This is a genomic window from Amycolatopsis echigonensis (assembly GCF_002846615.1).
GTDB classification, from domain to species: Bacteria; Actinomycetota; Actinomycetes; order Mycobacteriales; family Pseudonocardiaceae; genus Amycolatopsis; species Amycolatopsis echigonensis.
Map to the genome: position 1 here is coordinate 1,866,554 of NZ_PJMY01000003.1, position 12,274 is coordinate 1,878,827.

A 12,274-nucleotide genomic window follows, 5' to 3' on the forward strand; every position below is an offset into this window, starting at 1 on the left:
TTGTCACCCCGTTGCTAGTGGACGAAGATCCTCCACTTCGGTACCTTGGGCAGTGAACCGGAATGTAATCCTCCACATTCATTCCGTAACGGGGCAAACCCACCACAGGGGGTTCAGATGACCGAAGTCGCCCAGCCCAGCCGCACACAGCCGGAGCGGGCCGCGTTCCCGATGAAGCGCACGTGCCCGTTCGCGCCGCCACCGGGCTACGACCGTTTCCGCGACGCTCGCGCGCACTACGTCGAGCTCGAACACAGCGGCCAGCGCGCCTGGGTGCTGAACCGGCACGAGGACCTCCGGGCGATGCTGAACGACCCGAGGTTCAGCTCGAACCGTTTCAACCCCGGTTTCCCGATCCTGTTCAAGGACGGCCAGCAGCGCCGCCCGAAGCTGCGCCCCTCGCTGATCGCGATGGACGCGCCGGAACACGGCCCGGCGCGGCGCAGCGTCGTCGGCGAGTTCACCGTCAAGCGGATGAAGGCGCTGCAGCCGCGCATCCAGGAGATCGTGGACCAGCACATCGACGCGATGCTGGCCGGCGACCAGCCCGCCGACCTGGTGTCGGCGCTTTCGCTTCCGGTGCCGTCCCTGGTCATCTGCGAACAGCTCGGCGTCCCGTACTCCGACCACGACTTCTTCCAGAAGCACAGCTCACAGATCCTCAACCGCGAATCGAGCGTCGAAGAGCGCGGGCACGCGGTCGAAGAGCTGCAGAATTATCTGTCCAAGCTGGTGTCCTTCAAGGAAACCGAACCAGCGGACGATCTGCTCAGCCGCCAGATCGCGAAGAAGCGCGAGGAAGGCGCCTACGACCACGACGACCTCGTGTCGCTGGCCTTCCTGCTGCTCATCGCCGGGCACGAGACCACGGCGAACATGATTTCGCTCGGCACCGTCGCGCTGCTGGAGAACCCCGACGCGCTCGCCGCGATCAAGGAGGACCCGGGCAAAACCCTCGACGCCGTCGAAGAATTGCTGCGCTACTTCACCATCGCGGAACTCGCCACCACGCGCGTCGCGCTCGAGGACGTCGACATCGCGGGCGTCACCATCAAGGCCGGCGAGGGCGTCCTCGGCCTGAGCTACGCGGCCAACTTCGACCCCGAGGTCTTTCCCGAGCCCGAGCGGCTCGACATCACCCGCGGCGGCCGCCACCACGTCGCGTTCGGCTTCGGCGCGCACCAGTGCCTCGGCCAGAACCTCGCCCGGATGGAGCTGCAGATCGTGTTCGACACGCTCTTCCGCCGCATCCCGACGCTGCGTCTCGCCGTGCCGGTCGATCAGTTGCCGTTCAAACACGATTCCGGCGTCTTCGGGCTGTACTGCCTCCCGGTGAGCTGGTGAAGGGGGAAACGATGACTGCCACTGAAGAACTCCGCATGCCGGTCGCCCGCACCTGCCCGTTCTCCCAGCCGGAGCAGTACGTCCGGATGCGCGAGGAAAGCGCGCTCACCCGGGTACAGATCCCCGGCGGCAAACAAGCCTGGGTCGCCACGCGGCACGCGGAAGCCCGGCAGATCCTCGGCGACCGCCGGTTTTCCTCCGACCGGTTCCTGCCCGGCTTCCCGTTCCTGGCCGAGGGCGGGGCCGCGATCCTCAGCAACACCAAGCAGAAAGCCATGATCGGGATGGATGCGCCCGAGCACGGCGAGGCCCGCCGGGAGGTGCTCGGCGAGTTCACCGTGAAGCGCGTCGAGGCGATGCGGCCGCGGATCCAGGAGATCGTCGACGGGCTCATCGACGAAATGCTCGCCGGGCCGAAACCGGCGGACCTGGTGGAAAAACTGTCGCTGCCGGTGCCGTCGCTGGTGATCTGCGAGCTGCTCGGCGTCCCGTACACCGATCACGATTACTTCCAGCAGCGCACGATGGCGCTCATCCGGCGCAGCACCAGTATCGAGGACCGCAAGAAGGCGTCCGAGGAACTGCGCGAGTACCTCAGCGGCCTCGTCGCGGCGAAAGAGAAAGACCCGACTGACGACCTCCTCGGCAGGCAGATCGTCAAACGCCGCGAGCAGGGCAATTACGACCACGACGCGATGATCGGGCTGTCCTTCCTGCTGCTGGTCGCCGGGCACGAGACGACCGCGAACATGATTTCGCTCGGCACCATCGGGCTGCTGGAGAATCCCGGGCAGCGCGCGACGATCGAGGCCGATCCGGGCAAGACGCTCCTCGCGGTCGAGGAACTGTTGCGCTACTTCACGATCGTCGAAGGCGCGACCGCCCGGGTCGCGACCGAGGACGTGGAGATCGGCGGCGTCACGATCAAAGCAGGCGAGGGCGTGCTCGTGCTCGGCTACGCCGCGAACTGGGACCCGGAGGTGTTCGAGAGCCCGGAAAAGCTCGACCTCGAACGCGGTGCGCGCCACCACGTCGCGTTCGGGTTCGGACCGCACCAGTGCCTCGGCCAGAACCTGGCGCGGATGGAGCTGCAGATCGTGTTCGACACGCTGTTCCGCCGCATCCCGACGCTGAAGAGCGTGCTGCCGGTCGACGAGATCCCGGTGAAGGAAGACGCCACGATCTTCGGCCTGTACCAGTTGCCGGTGACCTGGTAGAGATCAGAGTGCTCCCACCACAAGCCAGGAAGAGGCCATCATGAAGATCATCGCGGACACCGGCAAGTGCGTCGGCGCCGGCCAGTGCGTGCTCACCGAGCCCGCGCTGTTCGACCAGAGCGAGGACGACGGCACGGTCATCGTCCTCAACGACACTCCGGACGGCGAACTGGTCGAGAAGGCGCGCGAGGCCGTGAACATCTGCCCGAGCCAAGCGCTTTCGCTGGAGGAGTGACCGGCGGTCAGGACAAGCGGACGGCGGTCACCGCGGCGGTCGAGTACTTCGTCGTCAGGTGGCCGCCGCGCGCGTCGATCGCTTCGCCGACCTCGGCGAGCACCTGGTCGCGTTGCTCCGGAGTCGCCACGGTGACGCCGCCCTGCGTGGCGAGCAGGTCCAGCCACTCGTCGCGGCGGTAGTCCTGCGTCCATTCGTAATGCCAGTTCTCCGCTTCGGCGAACGCGCCGGTCCCGGCCAGGCCGGCCGCGGCCTTGTCGAGCATCGGCTGATAGGCCTGTGCGCTGGGGCTTTTCAGGTAGTTGCCGCTGAACGGCGAGTCCGGCATCGCCCGGCGCAACGCGTCCGCCAGGGCGTGCGAAATTTCTTCCGGCGGCATGAAGACGTGCCAGAACGCGACGAAGCGGCCGCCCGGACGGAGCACCCGTGCGGCCTTCGCGGCTCCCGCGCCCGGCTCGACCCAGTGCCATGCCTGTCCGGACACGAGGGCGTCGAACGTCCGTCCCGCCGGGTCCCAATCCTCGAATTTCGCGACCTCGACCGGGAAATCGCGCCGCGCGAACTCCGCCATCCGCGCGTCCGGCTCCACGCCGAGCACCACCGCGCCGCGCGCGAGGAATTGCCGCCCCTCGATGCCGGTACCGCAGCCGACGTCGAGAACTTCCTTCCCCGGGCTCGCCGCGAGGACAGCGGTCACCAACTCGTCCGGGTAACGCGGGCGGGCTCGGTCGTAGCGCTCGGGATCGACGCCGAACGATTCCGCCATGGTCCGGTGCTGATGCGGTTCGGAACCGGGTAAAGTGGGCATGTGCCCACCATAGTGGGCAAGTGCCCACTATGGCTAGAGAGGACCGTCGAGTTGCCCACCGGGATCCATCTCCGCGACGTGCGCGCCCAGCTTTTCGATGCCGCGGAACGGGTTTTGCTGCGCGAAGGGCCGAGCGGACTCACCAGCCGCGCCGTCACCACCGAAGCGGATTGCGCGAAGGGCGTGCTGCACCGGCATTTCGAGGATTTCGACGCGTTCCTCGCCGCTCTGGTGCTCGACCGGATCCATCGGCTCGAAGCCCGCGCGGACGACCTGCGCGCCGGAGCCGGAACCGGCGACGTGGTCGAAACGGTGGCCGAGGTGCTCACCGAAGTCTTCTCGTCAGTCGCGGTGTCGATCGTCGCCCTGATCACCTTCCGCGACGAACTCCGGCACCGGCTCCGGGCGGCGCGGCCGGGCCCGGGGATTCCGCTGGCGACCGACGCGGCGAACGTGCTCGCGGATTACCTTGCCGCGGAACGAAACCTCGGCCGGCTCGCTCCGGATGCCGATGTACAGACGTTGGCTCCGACGCTCATCGGGGCAGGTCATCTGCTCTTCGCCGATCGGACTGGGGAGCCTCCGAGCGAGGAAGCCGTCCGGCAGATGGCGGCCACCGTCCTCGCCGGAGCCCTCCGCTGACTCAGCCAAGACCTGTCGCGAGCGCGGCAATCGACAGCGCCAAGGCACCGAGCGCACCGAGCGCGCCGACCGCTCCGTACCGCGTCAACGTGCGCCGGTCATCGCTGCGCCTGAGGTAAAGCGCGGCGGCTCCGGCGAACGCGAGACCACCCGCGATGAACCACGGCCCCCAGAGGTAGAGATACCAGTTGACCAGCGCAGTGGGTTCGACGGCGAAGGCTCCCGTCTTGACCAGCACGCCCTGCACGACGAACAGCCCGCCGTGCCAGGTCAGCAGGATCGCCGCACCACCGCCGCAGAGCACCATCGCCCGGCTGAGCCATCGGCCGAGCGGCCGGGTCAGACTGACGCCGATCACGGCACCGAAAACCTTCAGCAGACCAGTGATCACCAGGACGGCCACGAACCACGGCACCCGGTCCTGGGCCAGTTTGACCAGCGGCGGCGACACCGTCGATTGCGCGCCGAAGGTGTTGCCGGTCGCCCAGACGAAGCTGGGGACCGCGAACAGCAATCCCCAGGCCGCGGCGACGTAACCCGGCCACTTGCTCAGCTCCGCTTGCTTCAGCGACATGCGCCAAGCCTCGCGCGAAATGCAGCGGAAAGGATCGGGCGCGCGGGGGAGGCATCTCCCCCGCGAGAGCTAGGTGTCGGTGCCGGAGAGCACCGGCACCGACACCTCCGCTCAGCCCAGCCGCAGCGTCGTCTTCGGATCGAACGCGTGCGTCTCGCCCTCGCCGCGCAACGCCACCCGGACGTTGTCGCCGATCCGGGGCGGTGTCCGTCCGTCGACCCGGACCACGAATCGGTCGTCCCCGACCTTGCCGTGCAGGTACGCGTCCGCACCCAGTTCTTCGACCAGCTCCACCACCAGCTCGAAGCCCTCGTCCGCCTCGCCGACCAGGCGCAGCGACTCCGGCCGGATCCCGAAGACGATCTCGGACAGCCCAGCCGCCGCTGTCCGCACCTCGGTGGGCAGCGGCACCACCAGGTCGCCCAGTTGCACGCCGCCGTCGGTCAGGGGCAGCGTCGCCAGGTTCATCGCCGGCGACCCGATGAAGCCGGCCACGAACGAGTTCGCCGGCTTCTCGTACAACGACCGCGGCGAATCGCATTGCTGCAGCACGCCGTCCTTCAGCACCGCTACCCGGTCGCCCATCGTCATGGCCTCGACCTGGTCGTGGGTCACGTAGATGGTCGTCGTGCCGAGCCGTTGCTGCAGTTTCGCGATGTTGGCCCGGGTTTCCACGCGCAGTTTCGCGTCCAGGTTGGACAGTGGCTCGTCCATCAGGAACACGCTCGGCTCGCGCACGATCGCCCGGCCCATCGCGACCCGCTGCCGCTGCCCGCCGGACAACGCCTTCGGCTTGCGGTCGAGGTACCGCGACAGGTCGAGCATCGTCGCGGCCTCGTCGACCCGCTTCTTGATGTCGGCCGACGAGAAACCGCGCAATTTCAACGCGAAACCCATGTTGTCGGCGACCGTCATGTGCGGGTACAGCGCGTAGGACTGGAACACCATCGCGATGTCGCGGTCCTTCGGCGGCAGGTCGGTCACGTCGCGGTCGCCGATCCGGATCGAGCCCTCGTTGACGTCCTCCAGTCCGGCGAGCATCCGCAGCGCGGTGGACTTGCCCGAACCGGACGGGCCGACGAGCACGAGAAATTCGCCGTCCGGGACCTCGAGGCTCAGCTGGTCGACCGCGCGGACGCCCGGGTTCCCGGGGTAGATACGCGACGCCTGGTCGTAGATCACTTCAGCGGACATCTGCGTTCTCCCTTACTTCACAGCGCCCATGGACAGCCCGCGCACCAGGTGGTTCTGCGCGATCCAGCCCACGATCATCACCGGCAGCGAGGCCAGCAGCGCGGCGGCGGACAGCTGGGCCCAGTACAGGCCCTCGCTCGTGATGAAGCCGACCAGGAACACCGGCACGGTGCCGGCGCGGGCGGCGGTGAGGTTGACCGCGTAGAAGAACTCCGTCCAGGAGAAGATCACGCAGATCAGCGCGGTCGCGGCGATTCCCGGCGCGACCACCGGCATGATGATCTTGCGGAGCAGCGTCGGCAGATTCGCGCCGTCGATCCGCGCCGCCTCGATCATTTCGCCGGGCACTTCCAGGAAGAACGACCGCATCATCCAGATCGCGAGCGGCAGGTTCATCGCGGTGTACAGGATGATCAGCGCCCACACCGTGTCCAGCAGGTTGGTGTTCTGCGAGATCACGTACAGCGGGATGATCGCGGCCACGATCGGCAGCATCTTGGTCGACAGGAAGAAGCCCAGCGCGTTCTTCGTGCCCTTGACCGGGGCCAGCGACAGCGCGTACGCGGCCGGAATTCCCAGCAGCAGCACGAGCAGCGTCGAGATCACCGTGACGAACGCCGAATTTCCCAGGTACGGCAGGAAACCGCTGTTGAGGACGTTCGAGATCTGGTCGAACGTCGGGCTGAAGAACAGCTTCGGCGGATCGGTGTAGGCGTCGTTTTCCTGTTTGAACGCGGTGAGAATCATCCACAGCAACGGGAAAACGAAGAGGATCGCGACGATCCAGGTCGCGACGGTCAGCGTGCCCGGACCGTAGCGGCGTTTGGTCCTGCGCCGAGAAGGCGGCGCGGTGTCGGTGGCGGCGGGCGACGCGGTGGCGGTTGCGGTGCTCACTTGACTCCTCCGTCCACGGAGAACGCGCGGAACATCAGCCGCAGCGCGAACGTGGCGACGATCATCGTCAGGATGACCACCACGACGCCCATCGCGGACGACTGTCCGATGTCGAAGCCCTCGAACGCGCGCTGGTAGATGTAGAACGGCAGGTTCGTGCTGGCCGTGCCCGGACCGCCTTGCGTCATCAGGAAGATCGCGTCGAAACTGTTCACGATGTAGATCGCGCCGAGCAGCGTGGCCAGTTGCAGGAACCGCGACAGATGCGGCAGCGTGATCGACACGAAGGTGCGCCAGCGGCTCGCGCCGTCCACCGACGCCGCCTCCAGCACCTCCTTCGACTGGCTCTGCAGCCCGGCGAGGATCAGCAGCGTCATGAACGGCGTCCACTGCCAGATGATCTGCGCCATCACCGCGGCCAGCGGGAACTGCGAAAGCCAGTCCGTGTCCGTGCCGAACACGAAATGCAGCAGCCCGTACGTCGGGTCGAACATTGTCGTCTTCCACAGCAGCGCACCGGCCGCCGGGAGGATCAGGAACGGGGTGATCAGCAGCGTCCGGACAAAGCCGCGACCGAAGAACTTCCGGTCCAGCAGGACGGCGAGCCCGAGCCCGAGCAACAGCGAAAGGAACACGCAAACCACGGTGAGCACCACTGTGTTCAGCAGCGCGCCGAGGAACGTCGTGTCGGTGAAGACGTCGATGTAGTTGCGGAACCCGACGAAATGCCGCGAGCCCGGCCGCACCAGGTTCCACGACTGGAACGAGTAGAACACGGTGAGCAGGAAGGGAATCTGCGTCACCGCGATCACGAAGATCAGCGCGGGCAGCAGCGGCAGCCGTCGTTTCCCGGCCGAACCGGTCGCTTTCCTCGCAGCGGGCTTCACGGTCGCCGGCGCGGTTCCGGCGGGGACGGAGAGGGTGCTCATCGCTGCACCTCCTGATAGGACTTTCCGACGGATTCCGCGTATTTCTGCGATTGCGCGAGCGCGTCGGCGACGGAGGTCTGACCGGCGATCGCGGCGGACAGCTGCTGGCTCACCCGGGTGCCGAGGTCCTGGAACTCCGGGATCCCGACGAACTGGATGCCCGGGTACGGCACCGGGTTCGCCATCGTCTTCTGCTGGTTGGCCGCCGCGATGCCATCCAGCGTCGGCTGGGCGTAGGCCTTCGCGGCTTCCTTGTACTGCGGGATCTCATAGGTCGACTTGCGCGTGCCCGGCGGCACCCGGTTCCAGCCGTAGGTCTCGCCGACCTTCTTCGCGTACTCCTTGTTCGTCATCCACGCCATGAACTTCCAGGCGTCGTCCTTGTTCTTGCCGACCTTCGGGATGCCCAGCGCCCAGGTGTAGAGCCAGCCGCTCGCCTGGGTCTTCTCCACCGGAGCGGCGGCGTAGCCGTTCTTGCCGACGACGTGGCTGGTCTTCGGGTCTTCCGTGGTGCCGGTCATCGACGTGGCGTCGTACCACATCGCCGCGTTGCCCTGGGCGTACTTCGTGCCGCATTCGGTGAACCCGGCGCTGGAGGCGCCGACCTCGCCGTGTTCGCGCAGCAGGTTCACGTAGAAGTTCGCTGCCTGGGTGAACTCCGGGCTGGTGAGCTTCGCGTTCCAGTTCTTGTCGAACCATTGCGCGCCGAAGGTGTTCGCCACCGTGGTGAACGGCGCGAGGCTCTCGCCCCAGCCTGGCTTGCCGCGCAGGCAGATCCCGGCGACACCGGCCTTCTTGTCGTCGAGTTTCGCGGCGAAATCGGCGATCTGCTCCCACGTCGGATGCGCCGGCATGTTCAGCCCGGCCTTCTGGAACAGGTCCTTGCGATAGACCACAAAGGACGATTCACCGTAGAACGGCACCGCGTACATCTGGTTCTCATACGACAGCGACTGCCGGATGCTCGGGATGAAGTCGGCCTCGTCGTACCCCGGCGTCGCCTTCATGTGCGGTTCGAGGTTCTCCAGCCAGCCGTTGGCCGCCCATTGCGGAGCCTCGTAATTGCTGATCATCACCACGTCGAACTCGCCGCCCTGGGTGGCGGTGGACGCGGTGATCTTCGCCCTTGCCTCGTTTTCCGGCAGGGAGACGAACTTGAGCTTGATCCCGGGGTTGGCCTGCTCGAACTCGCCCTTGAGCGAGATGGCGTCCTTCATCTGCGGATTGGACACGATCGCGACGACCAGTGTCCGCCCGCCGGTGCCGAGCGCCCCGGCTCCGGCGCATCCCGTCACTAACAACGCTGTCGCGGCCAGGAGGCACAGGAGTTTACGCACCGCCACCACCTCCGGGCAGCACCTGGATCTTGAGGCCGGACCCGCTGCGCATCTTCGCCAGCGCCTCGGGGTACTGCTCGAGCGGAAGCGTGTCGGTGATCAGCGCCTCGGTGTCGATGTAGCCGTTCGCGACCAGGTCGAGCGCGTTGCCGTAGCTGTTCAGCACAGCCATCGAACCGACGATGGTGATTTCGTCGTTGTAGATGCGGAAGGGCGAAAGCGCGACCCGTGCTTCGGCCGGGGCAACCCCGAACACGAGCAACCGGCCACCGCGGTGAAGCGCGTTGAACGCGGCTTCGATGGCGGGTGCCGCGCCAGTGCAGTCCACCGCGGCGTCGAAGCGTTCATCGTCCAATTCGGACACGTCGGAGCCCACCGCGGTCGCGCCGAGGTCGGTCGCGCGAGGCAGCCGTGCGGCGTTGCGGTCGACCATCGTCACGTGCGCACCCGCACGGAGCAGGAGCTGCTGCATGATCAGGCCCATCGTGCCCGCGCCGACCACGAGGAAGCGTTCGCCCGCCTCCACGCCGATCCGGCGCACGCCGTGCACCGCACAGGAAACGGGTTCGACCAGCGCGCCCTGTTCCCAGGTCATCGAGTCGGGCATCCGGTAGCAGGTGTCGGCGGGCACCGCGACGTACTCGGCGAACGCGCCGTTGACCGTGTCGCCGGTGGCGTTCCAGTTCGCGCAGAGGTTGCCGTGCCCGGAACGGCACGGGGTGCAGTATCCGCAGTAGATCGACGGGTCGACCGCGACCCGGTCGCCGACCTTCCACTCGGCGGGCACGTCCGCGCCGAGCTCGACGATCTCCCCGGAGAACTCGTGCCCGGGAACGATGGGATACGGGGTCGGCGGGAAGTGGCCGTCGGCGATGTGCAGGTCCGTGCCGCAGATCCCGCAGGCACCCACCTTCACGACGACCTGGCGCTCCCCGGGCTTCGGATCGGGAACCTCGCCGACCCGGATCTCCCCGGGCCGGTCCACGATCGCGGCGCGCATGCGTCATCACCTTCCAAGGTGCTCTTTTGAGCGATTTTGACTTATGCCGTAGGTAACAGGCGTAGGCATTAGAGGCCGCAACCTGGGGATCCGTCAACCAGCAAAGCTCATTTTTGCGCTATCCTGCTCATGTGAGCAGGAAAAAGGGGTCACCGCCGCTGACCGAGACGCTGCTGCTGGCGACCATGGCCAGGCGGTTCTACGTGCAGGGCGCCTCGAAGCTGGAGATCGCCGACGAGTTCGGCGTGAGCCGCTTCAAGGTCGCGCGGATGCTGGACACGGCGCTCGAGAGCGGGCTGGTGCGGATCGAGTTCGACCTGCCCGCGCCGATCGACGTCGAACTGTCCGACGACATCCGCCGCGCCTACCGGCTGGACCGCGTGCTCGTGCTCGAACGAGCAGCCGAGAAGGAACCGAGGGAGATCGTCCGCAAGAAGGTCGGCGCGCTGGCCGCCCGGCTGCTGGAGGAGATCGCCACCCCGGACGACGTCATCGGGCTGTCCTGGGCGCGGTCGGTCAACGCCATGACCGAGGCGATCCGGACCTTGCCGCGCTGCCCGATCGTGCAGTTGTGCGGGGTGCAGGCGGGGATGGACATGCGCGGCCGTTCGGTGGAGACGGTCAGCCGCGTGACGTCGGTGTCCGGCGGCGATTCGTACCCGATTTTCGGCCCGCTCGTCCTGCCCGACCGGCGGACCACCGAGATCCTGCGGCACCAGCCGGGCATCGCGGAAACGTTCGCGCAGTTCGGGAAACTCACCAAGGCCGTGGTGAGCATCGGTTCGTGGGAGGCCGGGGAGTCCACCGTCTACGACGCCCTGGACGAGGCCGAGCGCGCCGCCATCGCCGCCCGGGGCGCGACCGCCGAGGTCGCCGCGCGGCTGTTCGACGCGGACGGCAACTCGCTCGGCACCGGACTGGCGCACCACGTGCTCGCGATCAGCCACGAGGAGCTGATGGCGGTCCCCGAGGTGATCGCGATCGGTTACAGCCGGCCGAAAGCCGAGGCCGTGGACGCCGTGCTGCGGTCTGGGCTGGTGTCGACGCTGGTCACCGACGCCGCGGCGGCCGTACCGTTGCTGGAACTGGCGCGGGCGAGGCCATTGCCCTCGTGAGCTAGCTGCGCTTCGAGCACCTGATCGCCGTACTCCGCCACCCAGCGCCCGAATCCCTCGATCGGCCCGAGGAAACTCACCCCGAGTTCGGTGAGCTGATACGCCCCCGAGGCGCGCTCGACGAGCCCGTCGCGTTCCAGCTTGCGCACCGCCTCGGTGAGCACCTTCGCGCTGATCCCGCCGATGCGCGTGCGCAGCTCGCCGTGCCGCAGCGGGCCGTTCTTCAACGCCCACAGCACGACCGGATGCCAGGTGTTGCCCACCAGGTCGAACGCGAGCCGGGTGCGGCAGTCGGCGATGAACTCCATAGTTACCTTTCGGTTCCTGCCGTGGTCCATAACGTCGCTTCCGTACAACCACGCGACGACAGGAGACCTTCCCATGCGCATCGCCCTCTTCGGCACCGGCGGTATGGCGTCCGCCCTCGGCGGCCAATGGACCCGGCACGACCTGACCGTGTCCGGTCGTTCCCCGTCCTCCGCTGCTGCGTTGGCAGCGGAGCTCGGCGCGGAGGTTCTTTCTTGGGCCGACGCCGCCGCCCGAGCGGACGCCATTCTGCTGGCCGTCCCCACCACCGCCCTCGAAGCCCTGCTCACCCCGCTCGACCTGACCGGCAAAGTCCTCATCGACTGCACCAACACGCCTGGCGCGACCGGCGAACCGGTGGCCGCTCGCATCGCCGAATACGCCCCGGGTGCGTCGGTGGTGAAGGCGTTCAACCTCGCGCACGTGGACGTCTGGCGGATGACGCCGCCGCTGTTCGAAGGCCGTCCGCTCGGCGTCCCGCTCTGTGGTGCCCCGGAGGCCGTCGAAGTGGCTACGGAGCTGGTCCGAGACGTGGGCTGCACTCCCCTGCCCGCTGGCGGACTGGACCGAGCCGCCCTGCTCGAAGCCGCGGCCGGGCTGGCGATCGGCCTGTGGTTCGACGGCCTGGACGCGCGATCCATGCTCATGAGCGCCTGAATCGCTCTGTCGCAACCGACTG

Annotated in this window: 13 protein-coding genes and 1 pseudogene; 6 read left to right on the forward strand and 8 right to left on the reverse strand. The window is 67.5% G+C overall.

Features of this window, described 5'->3' with window-relative positions; translation table 11 throughout:
• The first annotated feature begins 117 nt into the window (after positions 1–117).
• From ATK30_RS13340 to ATK30_RS13350, 3 genes are read left to right on the forward strand one after another with little or no spacing between them, the layout of a single operon-like run.
• Positions 118–1,344: a cytochrome P450 gene (locus tag ATK30_RS13340; RefSeq protein ID WP_101435881.1), complete on the forward strand. Its 1,227-nt coding sequence runs from the start codon at positions 118–120 to the stop codon at positions 1,342–1,344.
• Positions 1,345–1,355: 11 nt separating this feature from the next.
• A complete protein-coding gene (locus ATK30_RS13345; protein ID WP_101440803.1) occupies positions 1,356–2,561 on the forward strand; it encodes a cytochrome P450 in 1,206 nt (401 codons plus the stop codon).
• 40 nt (positions 2,562–2,601) lie between these two features.
• Entirely contained in the window at positions 2,602–2,796 is a 195-nt protein-coding gene (locus ATK30_RS13350; RefSeq protein ID WP_037356317.1) for a ferredoxin, read from the forward strand.
• 7 nt (positions 2,797–2,803) lie between these two features.
• On the opposite strand, the gene ATK30_RS13355 is transcribed toward ATK30_RS13350, so the two are convergent.
• Positions 2,804–3,604, reverse strand: a complete 801-nt coding sequence (locus ATK30_RS13355) for a class I SAM-dependent methyltransferase (RefSeq protein ID WP_101435882.1) — start codon at positions 3,602–3,604, stop codon at positions 2,804–2,806.
• Between the two features lie 51 nt (positions 3,605–3,655).
• Between ATK30_RS13355 and ATK30_RS13360 the strand changes: the two genes are divergently transcribed.
• Complete coding sequence (locus ATK30_RS13360; protein ID WP_101435883.1) at positions 3,656–4,246, forward strand: TetR/AcrR family transcriptional regulator; 591 nt, start codon at positions 3,656–3,658, stop codon at positions 4,244–4,246.
• Position 4,247: 1 nt separating this feature from the next.
• On the opposite strand, the gene ATK30_RS13365 is transcribed toward ATK30_RS13360, so the two are convergent.
• The 6 genes from ATK30_RS13365 to ATK30_RS13390 form a co-directional block, all read right to left on the reverse strand.
• Positions 4,248–4,820: a DUF3995 domain-containing protein gene (locus tag ATK30_RS13365; protein WP_101435884.1), complete on the reverse strand. Its 573-nt coding sequence runs from the start codon at positions 4,818–4,820 to the stop codon at positions 4,248–4,250.
• A 111-nt stretch (positions 4,821–4,931) separates the two neighbouring features.
• Entirely contained in the window at positions 4,932–6,014 is a 1,083-nt protein-coding gene (locus tag ATK30_RS13370; protein ID WP_101435885.1) for an ABC transporter ATP-binding protein, read from the reverse strand.
• 12 nt (positions 6,015–6,026) lie between these two features.
• Positions 6,027–6,815 carry a carbohydrate ABC transporter permease gene (locus tag ATK30_RS13375; protein WP_101440804.1) on the reverse strand — a complete coding sequence of 263 codons (789 nt, stop codon included), beginning with the start codon at positions 6,813–6,815 and terminating at the stop codon, positions 6,027–6,029.
• A gap of 89 nt (positions 6,816–6,904) precedes the next feature.
• Complete coding sequence (locus ATK30_RS13380; RefSeq protein WP_101435886.1) at positions 6,905–7,837, reverse strand: carbohydrate ABC transporter permease; 933 nt, start codon at positions 7,835–7,837, stop codon at positions 6,905–6,907.
• A complete protein-coding gene (locus ATK30_RS13385) occupies positions 7,834–9,180 on the reverse strand; it encodes an ABC transporter substrate-binding protein (protein WP_101440805.1) in 1,347 nt (448 codons plus the stop codon). Before ATK30_RS13385 ends, ATK30_RS13380 begins: the two co-directional genes overlap by 4 nt.
• Positions 9,167–10,174: a zinc-dependent alcohol dehydrogenase family protein gene (locus tag ATK30_RS13390; protein WP_101435887.1), complete on the reverse strand. Its 1,008-nt coding sequence runs from the start codon at positions 10,172–10,174 to the stop codon at positions 9,167–9,169. Before ATK30_RS13390 ends, ATK30_RS13385 begins: the two co-directional genes overlap by 14 nt.
• Before the next feature lie 185 nt (positions 10,175–10,359).
• Between ATK30_RS13390 and ATK30_RS13395 the strand changes: the two genes are divergently transcribed.
• On the forward strand, positions 10,360–11,289 hold the full coding sequence (locus ATK30_RS13395; RefSeq protein ID WP_101440806.1) for a sugar-binding domain-containing protein: 930 nt from the start codon (positions 10,360–10,362) through the stop codon (positions 11,287–11,289).
• A 5-nt stretch (positions 11,290–11,294) separates the two neighbouring features.
• On the opposite strand, the pseudogene ATK30_RS13400 reads toward ATK30_RS13395, so the two are convergent.
• Positions 11,295–11,597: pseudogene (locus ATK30_RS13400) on the reverse strand (winged helix-turn-helix transcriptional regulator); the annotation flags it as partial.
• 73 nt (positions 11,598–11,670) lie between these two features.
• On the opposite strand from ATK30_RS13400, the gene ATK30_RS13405 reads away from it, so the two are divergent.
• Complete coding sequence (locus ATK30_RS13405; RefSeq protein ID WP_101435888.1) at positions 11,671–12,252, forward strand: NADPH-dependent F420 reductase; 582 nt, start codon at positions 11,671–11,673, stop codon at positions 12,250–12,252.
• The last annotated feature ends 22 nt before the right edge of the window (positions 12,253–12,274 follow it).

What these genes read in the sequence shown, in the direction of transcription:
- ATK30_RS13390 (WP_101435887.1), bottom strand. Translation starts at nt 10,174, where the DNA reads ATGCGCGCCGCGATCGTGGACCGGCCCGGGGAGATCCGGGTCGGCGAG.
- ATK30_RS13355 (WP_101435882.1), bottom strand. Translation starts at nt 3,604, where the DNA reads ATGCCCACTTTACCCGGTTCCGAACCGCATCAGCACCGGACCATGGCG.
- ATK30_RS13350 (WP_037356317.1), top strand. Translation starts at nt 2,602, where the DNA reads ATGAAGATCATCGCGGACACCGGCAAGTGCGTCGGCGCCGGCCAGTGC.
- ATK30_RS13405 (WP_101435888.1), top strand. Translation starts at nt 11,671, where the DNA reads ATGCGCATCGCCCTCTTCGGCACCGGCGGTATGGCGTCCGCCCTCGGC.
- ATK30_RS13370 (WP_101435885.1), bottom strand. Translation starts at nt 6,014, where the DNA reads ATGTCCGCTGAAGTGATCTACGACCAGGCGTCGCGTATCTACCCCGGG.
- ATK30_RS13380 (WP_101435886.1), bottom strand. Translation starts at nt 7,837, where the DNA reads ATGAGCACCCTCTCCGTCCCCGCCGGAACCGCGCCGGCGACCGTGAAG.
- ATK30_RS13365 (WP_101435884.1), bottom strand. Translation starts at nt 4,820, where the DNA reads ATGTCGCTGAAGCAAGCGGAGCTGAGCAAGTGGCCGGGTTACGTCGCC.
- ATK30_RS13340 (WP_101435881.1), top strand. Translation starts at nt 118, where the DNA reads ATGACCGAAGTCGCCCAGCCCAGCCGCACACAGCCGGAGCGGGCCGCG.
- ATK30_RS13345 (WP_101440803.1), top strand. Translation starts at nt 1,356, where the DNA reads ATGACTGCCACTGAAGAACTCCGCATGCCGGTCGCCCGCACCTGCCCG.
- ATK30_RS13395 (WP_101440806.1), top strand. Translation starts at nt 10,360, where the DNA reads ATGGCCAGGCGGTTCTACGTGCAGGGCGCCTCGAAGCTGGAGATCGCC.